Raw genomic sequence first — 20,687 nt, 5'->3', positions numbered from 1 at the left:
ACGTCACTTTCATACATCAAGTCGGCATTGAAGACACGCTGCGAGAGGAGGCTTGCGCCGTGCTTACCCCGACAGCGCGCGCCGCACCATGTTCGCCAACTGCGACTTCCGGTACGGCTTGGTCAGCAGCAGCACACCGGAATCGAGCCGGCCCTGGTGCACGATCGCATTGTCGGTATAGCCGGACGTATATAATACCTTGATGCCGGGCCGGAGCTTCAGCACCTTGTCCGCGAGTTCGCGTCCGGTCATGCCGCCGGGCATGATCACATCGGTGAACAGCAGATCGAACGCCTGACCGCCTTCGATCAGGTTCATCGCCGCCGGTCCGTTGGCGGCGGCCACCGTGCGGTAACCGAGGCTCTGCAATTGCGTGGTGACGAAGTTGCGCACCAGCGCGTCGTCTTCCACCACCATGATGGTCTCGTTACCATGCGGCAGTGGCGCTGCCGCCGGCGGCGCGACCTCGACCTGGCCGCGGGCAGGGGGCAGATAGAGCTTGATCGTTGTGCCGTGGCCGACCTCGCTGTAGATCCGGATGTGCCCGCCGGACTGTTTGACGAAGCCGTAGACCATGCTCAAGCCGAGGCCTGAGCCCTTGCCGATCTCCTTGGTGGTGAAGAACGGCTCGAACACCTTATCGAGCACCTCCTGCGGCATGCCGGCGCCGGTGTCGCTGACCGCGAGCATCACATAGGGACCGGGCTTTGCGTCCGGGTTGGCCTGCGCATAGGCCTCGTCGAGCACGACGTTGCGCGTCTCCAAAAGCAGCTTGCCGCCGTTCGGCATCGCATCGCGCGCGTTGATCGCCATGTTGAGTAGGGAGTTGGCGAGCTGCGACGCGTCGATATGCGCAATCGCCACTTCCTGTTCGAGAATGGAGTTGACCTCGATCTGTTCGCCGAGCGTCGGGCGAAGCAGTTTTGCGATATCGAGCACGGTCGCGTTGATGTCGACATTGCGCGGCTGCAACGGCTGGCGGCGGGCGAAGGCGAGCAGATGCTGGATCAGCTCGCTGCAGCGCTCCGCCGCCTGGTCGATCAGTTCGGCGGTCTTCTGCAACGCCGGCTCATGCGCAAGGTTAGCCACCAGCGTTTCGGTGGTGCCGGTGATTACGGTCAGCATGTTATTGAAGTCGTGCGCGACGCCGCCGGTGAGCTTACCGATGGCGTCGAGCTTTTGCGCCTGCTGCAGCTTGTGCTCGGTTTCGCGCGACGCCGTAATGTCATGATAGACCAGCGCCGCGCCGCTGATGGCGCCCGAAGCATCGCGCAGCGGCCGGCCGCTGATCACGAGATGGACGGGCGGATTGCCGCTGAGCGGGCGCAGCACAATTTCGGTGGCGTCGAACGCTTCGCCGCGCAGCGCGCGCGAGGCAGGCATATCATGGACAGGTAGCGGCGTGACACCGTCGGCATGGAAAACCGCGCTGAGCGAGCGCAAGTGCTCGACCGTCATGCCCGGCCGGTAGCGCAGCATCTTCTCGGCGGCCGGGTTTGAAAGCAAAACCTCGCCCCTGGTGTCGATGACGAGCACCGCCTCCGCCATGCTGTGAAAGGTGCTGCGCAGGACGGCGGCCGAAAGCCTCAGTTCGTCATGCGCGGCAACCAGATGCTCGGTGCGCTCGGCGACCGCGGCCTCCAGCGCCTCGTTCGTGGCCCTGGTGGCGCTCAGCGAATCCTGTAGTTCCCGGCGCGAGCGGCGGGTTGAGACCGTCAGAAGGGTGGCGAGAACCAGAATCAGCAGGACGCCGGCGAGGTCGATCGCCAGCAGCAGCGTCCCGTTGGTTTCGGATTCGGCGCGTCTGGCAAAAAGCAGCCGGCGCTCTTCCGCAACCGCCTTTGCAAGGTTTCCAGCGATCGCCGCCGTCGCCGCGCGGTCTTCCTCGCTGACGAGAGCCGCGATGGCGGCGCTATCTCCCGCATTCCGGAGCCTGATCAACTCGCCATTGACGGCAATCTGGCGCTCCACCAGCGCCTTGGTCTCTTCGATCAACTGCCGTTCGGTGGGATTGTCCTTGACCGCCTCGATCAGTGCCGCCAGCGCCGGCAGGATGGCGTCGTTGGCCTCGCGGTAGTCCCTGGCGAATTCCTGATCGCCTGACAGCGCAAAAGCGCGCGCCGAGCTCTCCGCCCGGCGCAGCAGCGGGCGCATGTCCGAGATCTTGCTGAGGATTCCAAGCGCGCGGTCGACCGAGGCGTTATCGGACCGCGACTTGAGGTCGAGACCGATCGAGGCAGCGCCGATAATGAGGAGGATAGCGAGACCAATTCCGAGAATGAGACGCTGCGAGGGCATTGCCAGTTGTTTACTTCACGATTTCGACTGCTGCGCGGAAGCTTTCGGATTGGTGATGCATTGATTGACCGAGGTCAACAACGCGTCCGGCGTGAACGGCTTGCGCAGGCAGCATGCCGCGCCGAGCTCGATGGTCATCCGCAGGAAATCCGGTGCGCGTTCGGTGTTGGCGAAGGCGTAGCCCGACATCGCGACGATCGGTAAGTCCGGCTTGCGCTCGTGGAACATCCGGATCGATTCGAAGCCGCGCATATGCGGCATGAACACATCAATCAGCATGACGTCGAAATCGGACGTTTCGAGCGCGCGCATTCCCGCTTCACCACCGTCGGCGACGGTGACCTCGAAACCTTTGCGCGTCAGACAAACCTCGATGGCAACGCAGACCATCGGGTCGTCATCGACCACGAGAACGCGCGGCACGATGATTCCTTCTTCCTCGGGCGGCGGCCAGGCGAGTCGCTCGTCCCATGTGACGATTAAGTCGAAACCTCGACAGGTCGTCTGCATGGTAGAGTGCCCATAAAAATTGCCGAGGGCAATTCCGTTTCGCTGTATCAGAACGATAACAACGCCAGTTCCGGATCTAATCCCGCCATGTCGCCGATCAACCATGCGAGGCGCGCCGCTGCCGCCCGGCTGTCGCCACTCGGGCTCATCCTGCTCGCCATCACGTCAGTGGGTTGGGGCCTCAACTTCCCGATCATGAAACATTTACTGATCGAATGGCCGCCGTTGTCCTCGCGCGGCCTGTGCGGCATCGTCGGCGCCGCGGCATTGGCGCTGTTTGCGCTCGCGCGCCGGCAGAAATTGAGCGTGCCCCGTCTCATGTGGCTGCGGTTGCTCCTGGTCTCGATGCTCACGATCGGAGGCTGGGTCGCGTTCATGGGGCTGGCGCTATTGTGGCTCAACGCCAGCGAGGCCGCCGTGCTCGGGATATCGATCCCGGTCTGGGTGGCGTTCCTGGCACGGCCGATCCTCGGCGAGCGGCTGTCGCCGCTCCGCGCCGTCGCGCTCACGGTCGCGCTTGCCGGCATCGCCGTGCTGATTGGCGGCAACGGCATCGAGGCCAGCGTCGAGAAATTGCCGGGCATCGCCTGCGCGCTGGCAGGCGCGGTGTGCGTTGGGCTTGGAACGGTATTGACCAAGCATTTTCCGTTGGCGATGCCGCCGCTGTCGCTGGCCGCCTGGCAGATCGGGCTGGGCTGCCTGCCGATTGCCATTGTAGGCCTCCTGGTCGAGCAGCCGCAACTGGCTGATCTGTCATCCGTCGGCTGGGCGTCGCTGCTCTATATGACGCTGATCCAGTTCTGCCTGTGCTACGTGTGCTGGTTTGCTGCGCTCGAGCGGCTCCCGGCGGCGACAGCCTCAATCGGAACCTTGCTGGTGCCTATCATCGGGGTGCTTGCAGCGGCGTCGATGCTGGGCGAGCCGCTCGGCCTGCGCGAGGTCGCGGCACTGGTGTTTACGCTTGGCGGCGTCGCGGTGGCGTTGCGCTCGTAAGTATTTCAAACGAAAAGAGCGGCGCATCGAAATGCGCCGCCCTTCGAACTCACTATGTCTTGCTATTGCGCCGGGCAGGGATGACGTTGCCCGTCATAGCCAAGATACGTTCCTGACGCCGGGTCGTAGGACTTGTACCTCCGCATGCAATACGCCACGGCATCATCGCCGACCGGGGGCCCTGCGGCGACTACGGTCTCGTCGTAATAATAGGGGTCGTCGTAATAGTAGGGGCTGCCGTAGTAGCCATAAGCAGACCCGATGCCAGCGCCGATCGCGAAGCCCGGCCAGAAGCCTCCGTGACGGTGGCGATGATGGCGATGATGGAAGTGACGGCCGCCATGCCAGGTGCCACCCGCGACGGTGCCACCACCGACGCCGGGCGCGGGCCGGACAAAGCCAGTTCCGCGGCCTTCCGTGCTGGCAACGGCGCCAGCCCTGAAGCCGGGACTGCCGGGTGCAACGGCCACGCCGCCACCTCTGATGCCGCCTCCACTGGGTGCGACGGCCATGCCGCCACCTCTAAAGCCGCCACCGCCGGGCGCGACGGCGCCGCCGCCACCGCCTCTAAAGCCACCGCCACCGCCGATAGCCGCGGCACCGCCGCCACCGCTAAAGCCGCCAACGCCTCGTGGGCCAGCACCGCCGCCGCCGGCCGTGACGCCGGCCGGCTGACCCTGAGCTGAGCTTTGGCTCGGCGTTACGACTGGCAAGAGCAGCGCTATCGCCGCGGCGGTACTCAAAACTTTCAGACTGATCATTGTCGGCTCCATTTGCGGGAATATAGGTGCCTAACCCCTTCACGGGGCGGACGTTCCCGAGCTCGCCTATTGACTGCCCGCAACCTCAGCCTGTCAGGTCGGAACTGTACCCGGAATGAACGGATTGCGCCGATTTCGCGACTGGGCGAGGGCGCATTCGCGGTTACCGGCAACCGAGCCGCGGTATCAGCCTTTGTCTGGACAATCCGTGCCGCCGGTGGCATCAGAGCGGCACGACATCTCGAACCGGCCGAGCTCTCATGAAGCTGTTTCTGCTGAAATTTTTCACTTGGTGGAACGGCCAGACGTTCGGCACGCAATTATGGACGTGGCGGTTCGGCGAATTGGTCGGCCAGGACGAGCAGGGCAACCGCTACTACCGCACCAAGGGCGGTAAGATCGATCCGACGCTGGGCTTCGAGCGCCGCTGGGTGATCTATAACGGGTATGCCGAGGCGAGCCGGGTGCCGCCGTCATGGCATGGCTGGCTACATCACGTTGTCGATACCCCGCCGACCGAAGAGAGCTACACGCCGCGCGAGTGGGAAAAGCCGCATGTGCCGAACCTGACCGGCACGCCTGCGGCCTACCGCCCCTCCGGCTCGACGCTCGCCAGCGGCCGCCGCCCCAAGGCGACCGGCGACTATCAGCCCTGGACGCCGGGAAGCTGACTTCACGGTTAGTTTAGCGACAGGCCCTCTAAGGGCTCTTGCGGATCAAAATAGGTGTATATACACCCTTCTTATGAAGCAGCCGAATGATCCCGACACCGCTGACTATATGGCCGCCGCCGGCTGTTTCTGTCTGGCATCGCGGCAGGCCGCGCGAAAGATCACGCGGCTGTACGATTCCTACATGCAGGAATCCGGAATTCGGATCACCCAGTTCACGATCCTGTCGCAGTTGATGCTGCGAGGGGAGGTGCCGATCGGCAGGCTGGCCGGCATTCTCGGCATGGAGCGCACCACGCTGACCCGCAACCTAACGCGGCTCGAGCAGGAAAGTTGGATCTCGATCAAAACGGGCGACGATCCGCGCGCGCGCATGGTCGGCATTACCACGCAGGGCAGGAACGTGGTGCGCCGCAGCTTTCCTTTTTGGTCGAGGGCGCAGGCGCAGATCGGCAAGCTGCTCGGCACGGATGGTCAGGCCGCGCTGAAGCTCTTGAGTTCTCGAAATCTGGGATGAAACGCTAAAGGCCTTCGGCTGAAATTTCCTTCATCTCGATACGTGTAGATACACGCAAAGGAGAGATATCATGCTAGACTTCATCGGAACCATCGTGCTCGTCGCCGCCATCGTCGTCAGCGTCAATGCGCTCACCGGCGCGATGCCGATCAGCATGTCGCAGCGTATCACCGTTTCCGTCGGCGCCGGTCTGTGGACGGGGTTGGCCGCCGCGCTCGCGGCCACAAACCAATTCCGCGGCGCCAGTCCGCTCGGCCCCCTGATGATCGGCACCGTGATCGCATTTCCGCTGGTCGCGACTGCCGTTGCGACGTCGATTTCCGCGCCCGTGCGAGCTTCGCTGCTCGGGATGCCGATGCCGTTTCTGATCGGTCTCAACGTCTGGCGCGTCGCGGGAGGATTCTTCATCCTGCTCGCGGCCGAAGGCCGGCTTGGCGGACCATTTCCATATTCGGCAGGCTGGGGCGACATCATCACCGGCGTGCTCGCGTTGCCAGTGGCCTGGCTCGCGCTAGGCGGACAAGGCAAAGCGCTGATTTGGGCCTGGAACGCATTCGGTATGCTCGATCTCGGGGTCGCGATCGCACTTGGCGTCATCTCGGCGAACGGCTCGCCGCTGCAGTTGATCCACGCCGGGGCAGGCTCGGAAGCGGTGCAGATGCTGCCGTGGTCGCTGATTCCGACCGTGCTGGTGCCGATGTTCCTGATTGTGCACGCCGTCGTTTTCGCGCAACTAGCGCGGGCTGATAAGGGCAGCGAGGCCGCGCAACGATGACCGTGCCCGGACGATCGGCAATCCGCACGCGCCGCGAGGTCTCGTTGGATCTTGATCCAGGTCTGTGAATAACGGGATCAGCGGGGACATCCGCCGCCGGCGTCTTGCGTCATCCGCGTTGTCGCGGCTCAATGTAGCCATCTTACGGAGGTGGGAAACCATCGCGTCGGTGTCGGGCTCCAGTCGCGACTGTCCCGATTTGCAGCGGTCACCGAGTAGGACACGGCCGGGAGATAGGCCCCCGGTGCAGAGGTTCTGAAATCGCCCGCTAATGTGTGGCTGCCGTAGGACAGGAAAGGCCGTCTGGGAAACCAGGCGGCCTTTTTCTGCTGTGACGGCGGTCACGTGTCCCGGACGCGGTGCAGTGTGTAACGATGCACCGCAGAGCCGCGGCTCTGCGTCGCGTCACTTTCGTGCCGCGCCGCGTCCGGGACACGAATGCAAACGACGCTACCCCAGCCGTGCGGCGGCGCGATCGATCATCTCGCCGCGGCGGATTTGCGCTTGCGCAATCCGGTCCTTCATGAAGGCCAGTACTTCCGGCGGCGCGGTGTCGGGTGAGCCGGAATTGAACGGCGGCGCCGGGTTGTATTCGAGCCGGAGCTGGATCGCCTCCGCGGTCTTCTGGTCGTGCAGCAGCGAGACCAGCGTCAGAGCGAAATCGATGCCCGCGGTAACGCCGCCGCCGGTGACGCGGTTGCGGTCGACGCAGACGCGCGTCTTGGTCGGGATCGCACCGAACGCGCTCAGAAAATCCATCGCCGTCCAGTGCGTCGCCGCGCGATAGCCCTTGAGCAGGCCGGCGGCGCCGAGCACCAGCGATCCCGTGCAAACCGAGGTGATGTATTTTGCACCTGGCGCCTGCTTGCGCAGGAAGGCCAGCATCTCCTCGTCGTTGATCATGTCGTCGGTGCCGAACCCGCCGGGCACGCAGATGACGTCGAGCTGCGGGCAGTCGGCAAAGGTCGTGGTCGGCGTCAGCACCAGCACGGAATCGCTCGTGACCGGCTCGATCCGCTTCCAGATCAAATGCACGTTGGCGCCGGGCAGGCTGGAGAACACCTGCAAGGGACCGGTGAAGTCGAGCTGCGTGACGCGCGGGAACAGCACGAGACCGATTTGCAGCGGCGTGGGTGTTGGAGACGGCGCGGACATCGGGACCTCCGGAAAATTTGGCTTGACGAAGCGTATCCTGTCATGGTCGCTTCACGTCCGAAATGGCATTTTTCCCTCATTTCAGGACATCGGCCAAAAGCGGGCAAACCTCATGATCGGCGTTCTCGTGTTTCCGGATTTCCAGTTGCTCGACGCTGCCGGGCCGATCTCGGCGTTCGAGATCGCGGCGCGCTTTGCCGAGGGCGCGCCCGCGATCCGCGTTCTGGCGGTGACGCCAGGGCCGGTGCGCTCGTCGTCGGGCGTCGAGATCGTCGCGCAAGGATTGAAATCGGCATCCGCGATCACGACGCTGATCGTCGCCGGCGGCGAGGGCGTGCGGCAGGCCGCCATATGCGAAAAGACGATCGGCTTCGTGCGCACGATTGCCAAACGCGGCATCCGCATCGCCAGCGTCTGCTCCGGCGCCTACGTCCTCGCGGAAGCCGGCCTGCTCGATGGTCGCCGCGCCACCACGCATTGGCAGCGCACGCGACATTTTCTGAAAACCTATCCGCAGGTGAAGCTGGAGCCCGATCGCATCTTCGTGCGCGACGGCGACGTCTGGACGTCGGCGGGGATATCGGCCGGCATCGATCTGTCGCTGGCGATGATCGCGGAGGACTGTGGCGACGAGATCGCGCAGAAGACCGCCAAACAGCTCGTGCTGTATCACCGCCGCAGCGGCGGCCAGTCGCAATTCTCCTCGCTTCTGGAATTGAAGGCACCGAACGGCCGCTTCGGGCCGCTGCTGGCCTGGGCGCGCGAGAACCTCGATGCGCCGCTCACGGTCGAGGACCTCGCCGAGCAGGCCGGCATGAGCTCACGGCATTTTACCCGCGCCTTCATGGCCGAGACCGGCACCACGCCGTCAAAGGCGGTGGAACGGCTGCGCATCGAGGTGGCGCGGCAACGCGTGCAGTCCTCCAGCGAGGCGATTGAGCGGGTCGCGCAAACCACGGGCTTCCGCGACCCGGAGCGGATGCGCCGCGCGTTCATCCGCGCCTTCGGCCAGCCCCCGCAATCACTGCGCCGCGCGGCGCGGGCAGGGTAGGTGAACGGAAGCCGCTACCTCCGGAAATCCACCCGGCCTTGCGCAAAGTAACCGTCTATTCGCTGGTCGCTCACCACCAGGCCGACCCAGGGCACCGTGATCTCCGGGTTGTTCAGATTGATATACTTGCCGACCAGCCGCCGCGGACCTTCGCGCCGTGCCTCGATCAGTCCCCGGCGCGCGCCGGAATTCCAGTCGAACAACAGGTACACGCGGTCTCCCACGGTTCTCGCTTCGCCCCGGCCCTGTTTCCATTTATCGGGGGCATCGCCCGGGATGGTTGGGTCTGCAGCACCCTTCCAGCGGCTCGACCACTCACCATCGATCGTGCCGCGCTGGTAGCTCGCATCTCCAGGGCTCCATGGTTTTGCATTCTCGTCGGTGGCGGATTCTTCCGGCATCGTGATGCGAGCGAACTGCATCACGTCGTCATCACCGGGATTTGGAACGTCCATGACGCCGAACGGATTTCGGGTCGTCAGATCGCTTTCGGATTTCATTGGCCTTCTCCAACTGCAATCGCCTTGCCTTGATTCAACGGCACGGCTTGGCGTTTGGGATCGCAGGATGAAGGCGCCGCCGCCACCCGATTCCCGAAGGAACCGTGGTGGCGATGTTGCCAGAGCCGATTTCGGACAGTGCTCGGCTGCAAGGGCCAGGGTAAACTTCCTCACGCGGAGGGAGCGGCGCTGATTTCCAGATCGGCCACGACGCCAAAATGGTCGCTGGGCCAGATGCCGTCGACCGGCAGGTCGAATGCGAGCGAGGCGGCCTGAACCTCGCAGCTCGCCTTCGGGTGGGCGTCCCAGGAGCCCACGAACGCGTAATCGACCCTGCGCCGATGACGCGGCTGACGGACGATCCCGCCGATCTCCGACTGTGCATTTGGATTGTCGACGCTCCAGGTATAACCCTGACCTTCGCCTGCAACTTCCCAGGCGTCGTGATACTTGACGCTTCGTCCGCCGAGCGACTGCAGTCCGGTGAGGTAGCGAATGCTGGCCGCGTCAGGCGTTGCGTTGAAGTCGCCGGCGATGACGGTTGGAAGCGGCTGCCGGTGACGCGCGTCGAGATCCGTCAGCGCAACGACCTGCCGTTCCCGGGCTTTCCGCGGCGAGCCGCCACGAGGTAGTAGCGGCGATGAACAAAAGATCGCCCTCGCCGGGTAGCGGCACCGTTACTGCCAGCGAACACCAGGGGACATCGTTCGCATCCGACATCCGCAGATCGAGGACTTCCTCGACGCGATGCGGCCACCGCGTCGCGATGGCGCTTCCACCAAAACGATCGGCATGCGGCGGGATGGTGCGCAACACGTCAGCCTGATGCGTTCCATGCAGACCGGTGTCGTGGATCAACTCGTCGAGTTGCGAATGGTCCGGCGATTTGACCACTTCCTGGAATGACACGAGGTCGGGAGCCAGCCGGCGCAGTTCCCGATTGATCAAGCCGGTTCGTTTCGGATCGCCTTGCCGATTCCAGACGTTGAGCGTGACGACGCGTAGCCGCATCCTCGAAAGCCGGCTTCATGAATGAACCCGGACAACGTCCGCTGGAGCGGTTGGTTCAGCGCTTGTCGGTGGCCATCTGCGCTGGCTCAGGCAACATCGGCTTGCGCGCTCTGCGTTTCCTCTGTGAGCAAGGCGTCCAGATCGACAAGCTGCGGATCATCGTCTTGCGGTTCGCCATTCCCTGCGCTGCCGTGAAGATGCATCAGGGTCTGCACGCGGCGGGCATTGAGATGATCGACGTGCTGATGCTGCAGCGCTACCGGCAGCAGCGCCTTGGGCAGCCCGACCAACGCAAAGGCGGGAACTTTGCGCACGTTGCCGTCCTCGCGCCAACGCAGGGGATGGAGGGTGTACATCAATTGCCGCTCGGTCTCTGCCGATGGCGGCTGCTCCGACAGGGATGGCGCCGGATTGGCGAGGTTGGCGTTGCCCGCGCGCGTGCGCACCGCGGCGGAACGCAGCTCCCAGCATATCAGATCCGCCGCGGCGCGGACCTCGCTACGCACCGCTTCCACACTGGTCGAGAAGCGGGTCGCTTCAGGTATCGACAGCGCACTTTTTGTAACGGCCTCGACCAGCGCTGTGGTGCCGGCTTCGAACCCGGGTGCAGCCCGTTCGATCGCCGCCGCCATCGCCTCGATCTGGTCAGCCAGCGCGTCGCGGTCGCGTTGGGCCTTGGCGTCAGCGAGCGCGCGCTCGGCCGAGGCCACCTGGTCGTCGAATTCCACCAATTCGGCGCGCAACGTCTTGGCGCGGTCTTCGACGGCGCGCATGCTGGCTTCGGCCCGATCGAGCCGGGAATTGTCGGCACCGGCTACCGCCAGCCGTTCGGCGGCAGCGCGCTTTTCCGCAAGTTCCGATTCGGCGACGCTCAACCGCTCGGCCAACTTCTGCCGCGCCGTCAGCTTGTCCTTCAGCGCAACCTCGAAGCGCTCGATCGGGCCGAGCTCGCGCCTGAAAAATGCCATTGCAATCACCTCGCGGATTGCTGCCGAATCACCGGCAGAGTTGTTGCGTGCGAGAGCTAGTCGGAAACTTGGATAACATTGCGGCCTGAGTCGGTACAGCCTCGCCGGCCAATAGATGATTGCCGACGCGAGGCCGGCAATCGCCTTCGACCGCGCTAAACCCGCGGGTCGGGATGCCAGCCAAGGATAGCGAGCATCACCAGGAAACCGATGACGTAGGCCACCGCCACAGGCCAGCCGTGCCTGACCCAGCGTCCGACGGACTTCGCCTCCGGATACATGTTCGACAAGGCGACGCCGGCCGATGAGCCGAACCAGATCATCGAGCCGCCGAATCCGACCGCATAAGCGAGATAGCCCCAGTCATAGCCGCCCTGCTTCAACGCGAGCGCGGTGAGGGGAATGTTGTCGAACACGGCAGAGATGAAGCCAAGTCCAAACGCAGTCGGCCATGACGCCACCGGCAGCCTTTCGACCGGCATAAGAGAGGCCGCGGTGACGAGCGCGAGCAGGAAGATGGTGCCCTTGAAAGTTTCCGGCATCACCTTCCAATCCGGCGCGCGCAATCCTGCCGTCAGCAGGATGACCACCCACACCGCGATGCCGAGAACGGGGACGCTCTCGAGCACGGCCGGGAATTTCACGTTGGCAATGATGTTCGCTGCCAGCGCCGCGACGAGAATGGCGGCGACGATGAACACCCGCGTCCGGTCGATCTTCAATCCGCTCGGCGGATTCTTCTGGATTGGCGAAAAGCGCTGCTGCTGGATTGCGGCCGGCACCGCAAAGATCAGCATCGCGACAACGGCCGCGACGTAGGCCTCCACGACGGCGAGCGGGCTGACGCCTGCGATCCACATCATGGTGGTGGTGGTGTCGCCGACGACGCTGCCCGCACCGCCGGCGTTCGAGGCCGCGACGATCGCGGCGAGATAGCCGATGTGAACCTTGCCCTGGAATACATGTCGCGCGACGGTGCCGCCGATCAGCGCGGCGGCAATGTTGTCGAGGAAACTCGAGAGCACGAACACAAGGACGAGCAGCACGACGCCACCCTTCCAGTCGTCCGGCAGCAATGCCGGCATCTCGTCCGGAATCCGGCTGTCTTCGAAATGTCGAGACAGCAGCGCAAACCCCATCAGCAGCAGGAACAGATTGCCGAGCGTAACCCATTCATGGGCCATGTGGTGACCGAGGCCATTAATACCCGCACCGTATTTGAAGCCGGTGAAGATCAGCTTGTAGATCACGATGGCGGCCAGTCCCGTCAGGGCAACGCGCAGCGTATGGTGATGGAACAGAGCGACGCCGAGCAGCGTCAGCGCGAACAGCAGAAAATCGACGGGTATGCCAAATAGGAGGATTGGTTCGATCACAGCGGCCCCGAATATGCGCAGGAGAAATTCACGGCTTATCGATAGTGTTGCGCAATGTGCATTATTTCAACGCTTTCAGCCACCCGGCGATTTCGCTGACGGCCACGTTGGCCTGCTGCAGCAGCTTGCCCATGGTGAAGAAGCCGTGGAATTGGCCGGGGAAATGCCGGTAGGTCATGGGCACGCCGGCTTCCTTGAGCCGCGCGGCATATTCGGCACCCTCGTCGCGGAGCGGATCGGCACCCGCAGTCAGCACGTAGGCCGGCGGCAGGCCGGCGAGCGTTTTCGCGCGCGCGGGCGAGGCTTTCCAATGCTCGATGTCGGCCGCGCCGTTCAGATAATGGTTGCAGAACCATTTGATCACGGAGTGCGTCAGCAGGATGCTGGTCTCGGGCTCGCTATGCGAGGGATGCGTCATCGCAAAGTCGGTGGCGGGATAGATCAGCACCTGCCCCGCGAGTTTTGGGCCGTCGCCGTCGCGTGCGGCGAGCGCCACGACGGCGGCGAGATTGCCGCCGGCGCTGTCGCCGCCGACCAGCAAGTGGGCTGCGTCGACGCCGAGCTGGCTGGCATTGGCGGCAACCCACTTGGTTGCGGTGATGGCGTCGTCGGCGGCGGCGGGAAATTTGTGCTCCGGCGCCAGCCGGTAGTCGACCGAGATCACGATCAACTCGCCCTCATGGGCAAGCTTCTGGCAGACCACTTCATGGGTATCGAGGTCGCCGATCACCCAGCCGCCGCCATGAAAGAAGACCAGGCACGGCGCAAGGCCGTCGCTCTTGCGCAACGTCTTCGGCGTGTAGATGCGCGCCGGAATCGTGCCGTGTGGCGCGGGAATCGCGAGCGGCTGGTTCGATTCGAGCGCGGGCGGTTCGGGATTACTGACGACGCGGGCGCTTCGATAATATTCGCGCGCTTCCGGCGCGGTCAGCGTCTCATAGGCGGGACGGCCCGCCTCCTGGAAAGCCTTGTAGACGGCGGCGGCATCGGGATCGAGCGTGACGGGCATGGTTGGGAATGACCTCTGTTTCTGAGTTTGTCATTCCGGGGCGCGTCGAAGATGCGAACCCGGAATCTCGAGATTCCGGGTCTGGTCCTTCGGACCATCCCGGAATGACGATGTTAAGCGGCGGTGCGGCCGCCATCGACGGTATAGGCGGAGCCCGACACGTAGCTGGCCTCGTCGGAGGCCAGGAACGCCACGATGGAGGCGACTTCGGAAGCCTGTCCGAGCCGCCGCGCCGGAATCCGGTCGACGATCTTTTCGGTCTGCGGCGGCTCATTGCCGGGATTGCGGCCCTGCAGGATCGTGCTCAGCATCCGGCTGTCGATCAGGCCGGGACAGACGCAGTTCACCCGCACGCCGGTACCGCTGCACTCCCAGGCGGCGCTCTTGGTAAGCCCGATCACGGCGTGCTTGCTGGCGCTGTAGACGGCGATCATCGGCGATCCGATCAGGCCGGCGATGGAGGCGGTGTTGATGATGCTGCCCTTGTTCTGCTTCAGCATCACCGGCAGCACGTGCTTCATGCCGAGAAAGACGCCGACGACGTTGACGTCGAGCACGCGCCGAAAACTCTCCAGCGAATATTCCGGGATCGGCTTGATGTCGCCCTCGATGCCGGCGTTGTTGTAGAAGGCATTAATCGTGCCGAACCTGTCGACGCTGGCGCGGACATATTCCGCGACTTCTTCCTCCCGGGTGACGTCCGCCGCGATCGCGAGCGCTTCGGCCGAGGCCGGCAGGTCCTCGATGGCAGCCGCAAGATCCTGTTCCTTGCGGTCGATCGCAACGATACGGGCGCCGCGCTCGGCGAGCAGGCGGATGGTCGCGGTTCCAATGACGCCGGCCGCGCCGGTCACGACGGCAACCCGGCCATCGAGGCGAATTCGATCGGGCATGTCTGAGGTTTCCTCTGGCTCGTCCGGTTATCCCGGATTTTGGTGGTTTTCGCGCGGGGGCGCGCGATCGGGGCCACTATTCCATCTGCAGGCGGGGCTGACTAGATCATGGAGCGATGTTCCGAAAACCGGCTTCCGCCTTTCCGGGCCATGATCGAGTGCGGCGGGAACGGGGCTACCGCCCTTTCCCCGCCGTAATCAGCGTGTTAACCGGGAGGGACGCGAGCGGCGGATAAGTCTGTACGATAAGTCTGTACTATGTCGCGAGCCCGATTCGCCCTGTTAAAGCCGCGCGAGATGCTTCGAACCATTGCCCTGACCGGTCTTGCGGCCCTGATTGCCGCCACCATGACCTCGCTTGCGCCGCCCGCGCAGGCGCAGATCGGCAATATCTTTTCCGATCCTCCGCTGCGGCCGCCGGGCGCCATTCCCCGCGGAAACCAGCAGCAGCAACAATTCCCCGACGACGACGAGGAAGTGCCGGAACTGCCGCGCGGCCGCCTGCTGCCGACGCCAAACCGTCCGCCGCCGGGGCAGGGCGCGCCGCCGCCGGGAAGTTTCCAGTCGCAGCCGCTGGCGCCGCCGCCGGGCACCACCGCCCCTCCGCAGGGGACGCAGCCGGGCGTCGCGGTTCAGCCGCCGCAGCCCGGAGGTCCGGGCGTCGCCAACGCGCCGCCGGGTCAGCGCCAGCCCCCGGCCAAGGGCGTGCCCAATTCGCCGGCGACCCTGCAGCCGGGCGACGAGGTCGTGTCCGAGCCGCCGGCCACCAAGATCACCAATAAGAAGGCGAGCTTCTCCGGCCTCGACAAGATCACCGGCCGCATCATCAATTTCGAGGAGGACATCGGCGAGACCGTGCAGTTCGGCGCGCTGCGCGTGAAGACCAGTGCCTGCTACACGCGGCCATCGACGGAAGCTGCCAACACCGATGCGTTCGTCGAAGTCGACGAGATCACGCTGCAGGGCGAGGTGAAGCGGATCTTCTCGGGCTGGATGTTCGCCGCCAGTCCGGGCCTGCATGGCGTCGAGCACCCGGTCTACGATATCTGGCTCACCGACTGCAAAGGCCCTGACCAAACCATTGTCAGCGCGCAGCCCGATCCGGCGAAATCGGCCGCGCCGCCGCCGGCTGCGAAGCGTCCGCCGCCGCCGAAGCAGGCGGCGCCGCGCCCGCCAGGACCACCGCCGCAACCGCAATTCCAGCAGCAGCCGCAGCAGGCCCCACCGCCGCCTCCGCCGCAGCAGCGGCCGGGCGGGCTGTTTGGTGGGTTGTTCGGGAATTAGGTGTTAAGTGTAGCCCGGATGGAGCGCAGCGAAATCCGGGGCCCTCTCTCCGCGGTGACACCGATCCCGGATTGCGCGGAGCCTGTCATCGGGCGCGCATTCGCGCGACCCGTTGGCTCCATCCGGGCTACACGCGCATCAGATACCCTTCGCAATGATCGCGAGCGCTTCCGCGCCGCTGATGCTGGGCGGCAATCGCATAAAGTCCGCTGGCTCGCCCGCGATCGCCTTGTCGAGCAAGGCGCGATAGCGGCGCCTTGGAATTTCGACCGCGCCGAAGCTGCGCAGATGTTCGGTGACATATTGCGTGTCGAGCAGCTCGAACCCGCCTGCGATCAGCCGCGCCACCAGATGCACCAGCGCCACTTTGGAAGCGTCGCGCGCGCGGTGAAACATGCTCTCGCCGAAGAACGCTCGTCCCAGGCTGACACCGTAGAGGCCGCCGACGAGATCGCCGTCCTGCCATACCTCGACGCTGTGGCAGTGCCCGAGCTCGTGGAGCCCGAGATAGAGATCGCGGATGCGCTTGTTGATCCAGGTGTCATCGCGGCCCGGCTGCGGCGCCGCGCAGCCCGCGATGACCGCCTTGAAGGCGCTATCGACGGTAACGCTGAAAGTGTCCGAACGCACGGTGCGGGCAAGCCGCGAGGTGATGCGGAAGCCGTCGAGCGGAATAACGCCGCGCATTTCCGGCTCGACCCAGAACAGCGTCGGATCACCGGCGCTCTCGGCCATCGGGAAGATGCCGCAGGCATAGGCCCGCAGCAGCACTTCGGGCGTGATTTCGGAAGCAGCAGACTCGCGCGAGGTCATGTGCCGATGATAGCAGGAGGCACGGGGCGTATGCTACGTTCCATAACAAATTGGTGCGCAGCATAGCCGCATCCATGCGAAACGGATGACGACGGGGTATTTGCCCGGCCGAAGTTCGAAGATGAGTGCGGCATGAGCGCAGTGTTGATCGTTGTTCCGGTGTTCGCCTTGATCGCGGCGGGTTATGCGGCAGTCGCGCTGCGTTTCATCTCGCCGACGGCGCATAAGGGCATTGCCGAGTTCGCCTTCAGCATCGCTATTCCGGCTCTGCTGTTCCGGATCGTGGTCGTCGCGGAATTTCCCGCCGTCAGCGCCTTCTCGGTATGGGGCGCCTATTACGGGGCAACGGCGGTCACGTGGATCGCAGCACTGTTGGCGTCATCTCTTCTTCGGCAATCCCGGGCGGATGGCGTGGTGCTCGCGATCGGCTCGATCTACGGCAACGTCGTGATGCTCGGCATTCCCCTGACGTTGTCGGCGCTGGGAAGTCAGGCCGCCGGCTCGATGGCCCTGATCCTGTCGGTCAACACGCCGCTGCTCTGGCTCTGCGGCACGCTGCAGATAGCGTGGGCGGAACGAAATCTTCCGAGACGGCGCCGCTGCTGGTGCTGCGGGCCGTGCGCGAAATCGCGCGCAATCCGATCATGCTCGCGCTCGGCTTCGGCTTTCTCTGGCGCCTTATCGGATTGGGGCTGAACCCCGTCGCGGACAAGACTCTGGAACTGCTGGCGCAGGCGGGCTCGCCCACGGCCCTGATCGCGCTCGGCATCAATCTCTTTGGTTTCAGGATCAAGGGCCAGGCGCTCGCCATGGCGGTGATGTGCGCGCTCAAGCTTTTGGCAATGCCGGCCGTTGCGGCGGTCCTCGCGTTCCACGTTCTGGCGTTGCCGCCCATTTCCGCAGCCGTGGTCGTTCTTTTCGCCGCGATGCCGACCGGCGCCAATGCCTACATCTTCTCGGCCCAGTACGGACGGCTCACCGAAGCCGTCTCGGGCGCCGTCGCGCTCGGCACGACGTTGGCGGCGGTGACGTTGCCCGTTGTCGTGTTATTCGTGACGGCCGTCCTGCGCTAGGTGCAATACGGCCTAATCCTCATAACCGAATAGTTTGGCCGGGTTGGTGACCAGGATCCGCTTCAGCTCCGCTTCATCGGCTACGTAGCGGTAGAGAAGTTCGAGCAGGTCGGCATCGTTGGGCGGCTGGACGACCGAAACGGGGTGCGGCCAATCGCTCGCCCAGACGCAACGGTCGGGCGCCGCCTCGATATAGGCGCGCGCAATCGGAATGACGTCGCCCCAGGGCGGGCCCTTCTTCGAGGTCTTTTCGCCGAGCGACAGCATCACCCAGAAATTGCCCTTCGACAGGAGCTCCAGCATCTTCTGCAAGTTCGGGTCGTCCTTGCCGCGGGTCGGGTCAGGGCGTGCCATGTGATCGATCAGCACCGGCACGTCGAGATTTTCGTACTTGGCAACGCTGGAGACGATGCCGTCTTTCTCCGGCTGAATTTTTGCGTACCAGCCGAGTTCGCGAATCTTCGCGATGGCGCGGGCAAAATCCCTGTCCGAGAGCACCGCGCCGAGTTCCTGCCGGAAGCTGAAACGGGCGCCGCGGACACCGGCATCGTGCAGCTTGGCGAGATAGGCGTCATCGGCTTCGGCAAACACCAGCGCGTTGGCACAGCCGCGATAGTTCGGTCCCATCGCGGCAAGACCATCGAGCACCACCGAATGATCGGCGCCATAGGTCGTGGTCTGCACGATGATGCCGCGCTCGATGCCGAGCGCCTTGTGGACGCGAAGCGCGGCTTCCCAGGTCGCGGTTGGCATCTGGTAGGCGGCACCCGGGCGCACCGGATAGTTTTCCAGCGGACCCATCACGTGAAACTGGCTGTCGATGCTCTTTGGCGGCGGCAGTTTTGAGGGGCGGCGCGGGTTCGGATCGAACGGAAGATAGGTCGGCATCTCGGTTTCCCTTTCTGATCGCGGTCAGTCGATCACAGCGGTGAAATCGCATTGCACGAGCGCGCCATTCTCCATGTCCATCTGCAGCGCATGGCGGGCAGGGCGCGAATGCTCGTCGGGAAACATCTTCAGCCATTCGGTATTGATCGGCGCGCGCTGCTTTCGATCCTGCAGCCATACCGTCATCTTGATGATGTCATCGGTCGTGCCGCCGCCGGCTTCCACGATGGCTTTCATATGCGCGAACATGTTGGCGCACTGGTCCTCGATGCGCTCGGGCATCGCGCCAGTCGCGGGATCACGGCCGAGGATGACGCCGGACATCAGGAGATTGCCGATGCGGCAGGCGTTCGGAATGGGATTGGCGTGCTTGAACTCGCCGATATGAATGCTCTTGCGCCTTGTCATCGCTGCTCTACCTCCAGGATGCTTCTCGTTCAGACGAACTGGCAGGACACCGATCCGAACCGGCCGTAATCGGCATGAAAGGTGTCGCCTCTGATGATCTCGACCGGGCGCGTAAACGATCCCGCCAGCACCACCTCACCGGCTTCGAGATACTCGGCTTGGGCGGCCAGCCGATCGGCGAGCCAGGCCACGCCGTTGGCGGGGTGGTTGAGCACGCCGGCGGCAATGCCGGTCTCCTCGATCTGGCCGTTGCGGAATAGAAGCGCGCCGATCCAGCGCAGGTCGGCGTCGAGTGGCCGGATGGGCCGGCCGCCGACGACCAGCGCGGCATTCGCGGCGTTGTCGGAGATCGTATCCATCACCTTGCGCGGCGCCTTCGTCTCGGGATCGACGCGATGCATCCGGGTTTCGAGAATTTCGAGCGCCGGCGTGACGTAATCGGTAGCGTTGAGCACGTCGAACAGCGTGCAATTCGGACCCTTCAACGGCGCCTTCAGCACGAAGGCCAGTTCGACCTCGATACGGGGTGCACGGAAACGATCGAACGGGATCGCCGACGCGTCGGGATAGAACATGTCGGCGAATAGCACGCCATAATCCGGCTCGGAAATGCCGACGGCGTTCTGCATCGCTTTCGATGTCAGGCCGATCTTGTGGCCCTTGACGGTGCGGCCGCGGGAGAGCTGCAACTTGGTCCAGGCGCGCTGAATGGCGTAGGCGTCCTCGATCGTGAGATCAGGATATTGACGCGTGAACGCCGGGATCAGCGACTTGCTGCGTTCGGCATCATCGAGGCGCTGCGCCAGCCGTTCGACGGTTTGTTGATCGAGCATCTTCTATTGCTCCGCGGCCACAGTATTACGAAGGATGCCGATCTTTCCGGACTCGACCTCGACGACGTCGCCGACCTTGAGCCAGCGCGGCGGCGTGAATCGGGCGCCGGCCCCGGTCGGGGTACCGGTCGCGATCATGTCGCCGGGTCTTAAGGTGGCAAAGGTCGAGAGATAGGCAATCAGGTAATCGAACGGGAACATCAGCCGCTCGGTGGAGTCGCTCTGGCGCACCTCGCCGTTGACACGGGTGATGATGTCATGCGGGCCGCGCGGATCGCATTCGTCTGACGTGACGATCCACGGCCCGATGCTGCCCGAGCGGTCAAAATTCTTGCCCTGGGTGACGTTGAACTTGCCGTGGTGCAGCCAGTCGCGAACGCTGCCCTCGTTGCACAGCGTCATGCCGAATATGTGCTCCCATGCACGCTCGCGGGGAATGTGCCGGCCTTCTTTGCCGATCATGATCACAAGCTCGCCTTCATAGTCGAGCTGTTCGGAGACCTTCGGCTTCTCGATCGGCTGACCAGACCCGACGACGGAGGAGGGGTTGCGGACGAACAGGCTCGGATATTTCGGCAGGTCCGAGTTATCCCTGTACTCGGCGTTGCGCTCTTTGTAGTTGACGCCGATGCACCAGAGCTTTCCCGGAGCCGGGATCGGCGGCAGCAGCGTGATGTCCTCGAGTGCATAGTCCGGCTTCTGTCCGGCAATCGCCTGACGCGCGACGTCCAGTCCGTCTCCGGCGATCAGCGCCCGCAGGTCGGCAAAGGTCGTTCGTCCGGTCAGGTCCACGATGCCGCCGGGAATGCTGGCGCCAAAGTGCGGCTTGCCGTTTGCAAGATAGCTCAAAAGATGCATGCGATCGGTCTCCGGATTAGCGCGGCGCGCGATGGCGCGGCA

22 protein-coding genes and 1 pseudogene are annotated in these 20,687 nt (G+C 64.2%); 7 read left to right on the top strand and 16 right to left on the bottom strand.

Annotation, left to right across the window (positions count from 1 at the left end; genetic code table 11):
- Positions 1–63: 63 nt before the first annotated feature.
- Both RX328_RS27265 and RX328_RS27260 read right to left on the bottom strand, forming a co-directional pair.
- Entirely contained in the window at positions 64–2,298 is a 2,235-nt protein-coding gene (locus RX328_RS27265) for a CHASE3 domain-containing protein (protein WP_213247487.1), read from the bottom strand.
- Between the two features lie 15 nt (positions 2,299–2,313).
- Complete coding sequence (locus RX328_RS27260; protein ID WP_213247779.1) at positions 2,314–2,721, bottom strand: response regulator; 408 nt, start codon at positions 2,719–2,721, stop codon at positions 2,314–2,316.
- A gap of 174 nt (positions 2,722–2,895) precedes the next feature.
- Here RX328_RS27260 and RX328_RS27255 point away from each other — a divergent pair, with 174 nt between their 5' ends.
- A complete protein-coding gene (locus tag RX328_RS27255; RefSeq protein WP_213247777.1) occupies positions 2,896–3,801 on the top strand; it encodes a DMT family transporter in 906 nt (301 codons plus the stop codon).
- 62 nt (positions 3,802–3,863) lie between these two features.
- On the opposite strand, the gene RX328_RS27250 is transcribed toward RX328_RS27255, so the two are convergent.
- The gene (locus RX328_RS27250; RefSeq protein WP_213247485.1) at positions 3,864–4,562 is read right to left on the bottom strand and encodes a BA14K family protein; all 699 of its coding nucleotides are present in this window, start codon (positions 4,560–4,562) and stop codon (positions 3,864–3,866) included.
- A gap of 260 nt (positions 4,563–4,822) precedes the next feature.
- Here RX328_RS27250 and RX328_RS27245 point away from each other — a divergent pair, with 260 nt between their 5' ends.
- The 3 genes from RX328_RS27245 (at position 4,823) to RX328_RS27235 (ending at position 6,525) form a co-directional block, all read left to right on the top strand.
- Positions 4,823–5,233, top strand: coding sequence for an NADH:ubiquinone oxidoreductase subunit NDUFA12 (locus RX328_RS27245; protein WP_213247483.1), 411 nt, complete (start codon positions 4,823–4,825; stop codon positions 5,231–5,233).
- A gap of 73 nt (positions 5,234–5,306) precedes the next feature.
- On the top strand, positions 5,307–5,750 hold the full coding sequence (locus RX328_RS27240; protein WP_213247481.1) for a MarR family winged helix-turn-helix transcriptional regulator: 444 nt from the start codon (positions 5,307–5,309) through the stop codon (positions 5,748–5,750).
- Between the two features lie 70 nt (positions 5,751–5,820).
- Positions 5,821–6,525, top strand: coding sequence for a hypothetical protein (locus tag RX328_RS27235; RefSeq protein WP_213247479.1), 705 nt, complete (start codon positions 5,821–5,823; stop codon positions 6,523–6,525).
- Between the two features lie 450 nt (positions 6,526–6,975).
- Here the strand turns inward: RX328_RS27235 and RX328_RS27230 are convergent, their stop codons facing one another.
- Positions 6,976–7,680, bottom strand: a complete 705-nt coding sequence (locus tag RX328_RS27230; RefSeq protein ID WP_213247477.1) for a DJ-1/PfpI family protein — start codon at positions 7,678–7,680, stop codon at positions 6,976–6,978.
- Positions 7,681–7,792: 112 nt separating this feature from the next.
- Here RX328_RS27230 and RX328_RS27225 point away from each other — a divergent pair, with 112 nt between their 5' ends.
- Positions 7,793–8,731, top strand: a complete 939-nt coding sequence (locus tag RX328_RS27225; RefSeq protein ID WP_213247775.1) for a GlxA family transcriptional regulator — start codon at positions 7,793–7,795, stop codon at positions 8,729–8,731.
- A gap of 14 nt (positions 8,732–8,745) precedes the next feature.
- On the opposite strand, the gene RX328_RS27220 is transcribed toward RX328_RS27225, so the two are convergent.
- The 7 genes from RX328_RS27220 to RX328_RS27190 form a co-directional block, all read right to left on the bottom strand.
- Positions 8,746–9,231 (bottom strand): hypothetical protein, encoded by a 486-nt coding sequence (locus RX328_RS27220; RefSeq protein WP_028346324.1) that lies wholly within the window; start codon positions 9,229–9,231, stop codon positions 8,746–8,748.
- Between the two features lie 170 nt (positions 9,232–9,401).
- A complete protein-coding gene (locus RX328_RS27215; protein WP_249726109.1) occupies positions 9,402–9,812 on the bottom strand; it encodes an endonuclease/exonuclease/phosphatase family protein in 411 nt (136 codons plus the stop codon).
- Positions 9,739–10,242, bottom strand: coding sequence for an endonuclease/exonuclease/phosphatase family protein (locus RX328_RS27210; RefSeq protein ID WP_249726083.1), 504 nt, complete (start codon positions 10,240–10,242; stop codon positions 9,739–9,741). Before RX328_RS27210 ends, RX328_RS27215 begins: the two co-directional genes overlap by 74 nt.
- Positions 10,243–10,328: 86 nt before the next feature.
- Positions 10,329–11,210 (bottom strand): hypothetical protein, encoded by an 882-nt coding sequence (locus tag RX328_RS27205; RefSeq protein WP_213247475.1) that lies wholly within the window; start codon positions 11,208–11,210, stop codon positions 10,329–10,331.
- Positions 11,211–11,365: 155 nt separating this feature from the next.
- Positions 11,366–12,586 (bottom strand): SLC13 family permease, encoded by a 1,221-nt coding sequence (locus tag RX328_RS27200; RefSeq protein ID WP_213247473.1) that lies wholly within the window; start codon positions 12,584–12,586, stop codon positions 11,366–11,368.
- Between the two features lie 61 nt (positions 12,587–12,647).
- Positions 12,648–13,595 carry an alpha/beta hydrolase gene (locus RX328_RS27195; protein ID WP_213247471.1) on the bottom strand — a complete coding sequence of 316 codons (948 nt, stop codon included), beginning with the start codon at positions 13,593–13,595 and terminating at the stop codon, positions 12,648–12,650.
- A 113-nt stretch (positions 13,596–13,708) separates the two neighbouring features.
- On the bottom strand, positions 13,709–14,488 hold the full coding sequence (locus RX328_RS27190) for an SDR family NAD(P)-dependent oxidoreductase (RefSeq protein WP_213247469.1): 780 nt from the start codon (positions 14,486–14,488) through the stop codon (positions 13,709–13,711).
- Between the two features lie 297 nt (positions 14,489–14,785).
- Here RX328_RS27190 and RX328_RS27185 point away from each other — a divergent pair, with 297 nt between their 5' ends.
- Entirely contained in the window at positions 14,786–15,772 is a 987-nt protein-coding gene (locus RX328_RS27185) for a DUF2155 domain-containing protein (protein WP_213247467.1), read from the top strand.
- A gap of 138 nt (positions 15,773–15,910) precedes the next feature.
- On the opposite strand, the gene aat is transcribed toward RX328_RS27185, so the two are convergent.
- Positions 15,911–16,585 (bottom strand): leucyl/phenylalanyl-tRNA--protein transferase, encoded by a 675-nt coding sequence (gene aat / locus RX328_RS27180; RefSeq protein ID WP_213247465.1) that lies wholly within the window; start codon positions 16,583–16,585, stop codon positions 15,911–15,913.
- A 132-nt stretch (positions 16,586–16,717) separates the two neighbouring features.
- Between aat and RX328_RS43860 the strand changes: the two are divergent.
- Positions 16,718–17,658: pseudogene (locus tag RX328_RS43860) on the top strand (AEC family transporter).
- A 12-nt stretch (positions 17,659–17,670) separates the two neighbouring features.
- Here RX328_RS43860 and RX328_RS27165 read toward each other — a convergent pair.
- The 4 genes from RX328_RS27165 to RX328_RS27150 are packed head-to-tail and all read right to left on the bottom strand — an operon-like array spanning position 17,671 to position 20,645.
- Positions 17,671–18,546 carry an amidohydrolase family protein gene (locus tag RX328_RS27165; RefSeq protein ID WP_213247463.1) on the bottom strand — a complete coding sequence of 292 codons (876 nt, stop codon included), beginning with the start codon at positions 18,544–18,546 and terminating at the stop codon, positions 17,671–17,673.
- A 24-nt stretch (positions 18,547–18,570) separates the two neighbouring features.
- Positions 18,571–18,954, bottom strand: a complete 384-nt coding sequence (locus RX328_RS27160; protein ID WP_213247461.1) for a RidA family protein — start codon at positions 18,952–18,954, stop codon at positions 18,571–18,573.
- Between the two features lie 29 nt (positions 18,955–18,983).
- On the bottom strand, positions 18,984–19,787 hold the full coding sequence (gene hpaH / locus RX328_RS27155) for a 2-oxo-hept-4-ene-1,7-dioate hydratase (protein WP_213247459.1): 804 nt from the start codon (positions 19,785–19,787) through the stop codon (positions 18,984–18,986).
- Between the two features lie 3 nt (positions 19,788–19,790).
- On the bottom strand, positions 19,791–20,645 hold the full coding sequence (locus tag RX328_RS27150) for a fumarylacetoacetate hydrolase family protein (RefSeq protein ID WP_213247457.1): 855 nt from the start codon (positions 20,643–20,645) through the stop codon (positions 19,791–19,793).
- Positions 20,646–20,687 lie beyond the last annotated feature (42 nt).

Source organism: Bradyrhizobium sp. sBnM-33 (assembly GCF_032917945.1).
In the GTDB taxonomy this organism is placed as follows: Bacteria; Pseudomonadota; Alphaproteobacteria; order Rhizobiales; family Xanthobacteraceae; genus Bradyrhizobium.
Note: the sequence above shows the minus strand (reverse complement) of the source record. Positions and strands in the feature narration are given on the sequence as shown.

Excerpts from the sequence above, each read along its gene's own strand:
- RX328_RS27265 (WP_213247487.1), bottom strand. The coding sequence starts at position 2,298 with ATGCCCTCGCAGCGTCTCATTCTCGGAATTGGTCTCGCTATCCTCCTC.
- RX328_RS27255 (WP_213247777.1), top strand. The coding sequence starts at position 2,896 with ATGTCGCCGATCAACCATGCGAGGCGCGCCGCTGCCGCCCGGCTGTCG.
- RX328_RS27250 (WP_213247485.1), bottom strand. The coding sequence starts at position 4,562 with ATGATCAGTCTGAAAGTTTTGAGTACCGCCGCGGCGATAGCGCTGCTC.
- RX328_RS27245 (WP_213247483.1), top strand. The coding sequence starts at position 4,823 with ATGAAGCTGTTTCTGCTGAAATTTTTCACTTGGTGGAACGGCCAGACG.
- RX328_RS27240 (WP_213247481.1), top strand. The coding sequence starts at position 5,307 with ATGAAGCAGCCGAATGATCCCGACACCGCTGACTATATGGCCGCCGCC.
- RX328_RS27235 (WP_213247479.1), top strand. The coding sequence starts at position 5,821 with ATGCTAGACTTCATCGGAACCATCGTGCTCGTCGCCGCCATCGTCGTC.
- RX328_RS27230 (WP_213247477.1), bottom strand. The coding sequence starts at position 7,680 with ATGTCCGCGCCGTCTCCAACACCCACGCCGCTGCAAATCGGTCTCGTG.
- RX328_RS27225 (WP_213247775.1), top strand. The coding sequence starts at position 7,793 with ATGATCGGCGTTCTCGTGTTTCCGGATTTCCAGTTGCTCGACGCTGCC.
- RX328_RS27220 (WP_028346324.1), bottom strand. The coding sequence starts at position 9,231 with ATGAAATCCGAAAGCGATCTGACGACCCGAAATCCGTTCGGCGTCATG.
- RX328_RS27210 (WP_249726083.1), bottom strand. The coding sequence starts at position 10,242 with ATGCGGCTACGCGTCGTCACGCTCAACGTCTGGAATCGGCAAGGCGAT.
- RX328_RS27205 (WP_213247475.1), bottom strand. The coding sequence starts at position 11,210 with ATGGCATTTTTCAGGCGCGAGCTCGGCCCGATCGAGCGCTTCGAGGTT.
- RX328_RS27195 (WP_213247471.1), bottom strand. The coding sequence starts at position 13,595 with ATGCCCGTCACGCTCGATCCCGATGCCGCCGCCGTCTACAAGGCTTTC.
- RX328_RS27190 (WP_213247469.1), bottom strand. The coding sequence starts at position 14,488 with ATGCCCGATCGAATTCGCCTCGATGGCCGGGTTGCCGTCGTGACCGGC.
- RX328_RS27185 (WP_213247467.1), top strand. The coding sequence starts at position 14,786 with ATGCTTCGAACCATTGCCCTGACCGGTCTTGCGGCCCTGATTGCCGCC.
- aat (WP_213247465.1), bottom strand. The coding sequence starts at position 16,585 with ATGACCTCGCGCGAGTCTGCTGCTTCCGAAATCACGCCCGAAGTGCTG.
- RX328_RS27165 (WP_213247463.1), bottom strand. The coding sequence starts at position 18,546 with ATGCCGACCTATCTTCCGTTCGATCCGAACCCGCGCCGCCCCTCAAAA.
- RX328_RS27160 (WP_213247461.1), bottom strand. The coding sequence starts at position 18,954 with ATGACAAGGCGCAAGAGCATTCATATCGGCGAGTTCAAGCACGCCAAT.
- hpaH (WP_213247459.1), bottom strand. The coding sequence starts at position 19,787 with ATGCTCGATCAACAAACCGTCGAACGGCTGGCGCAGCGCCTCGATGAT.
- RX328_RS27150 (WP_213247457.1), bottom strand. The coding sequence starts at position 20,645 with ATGCATCTTTTGAGCTATCTTGCAAACGGCAAGCCGCACTTTGGCGCC.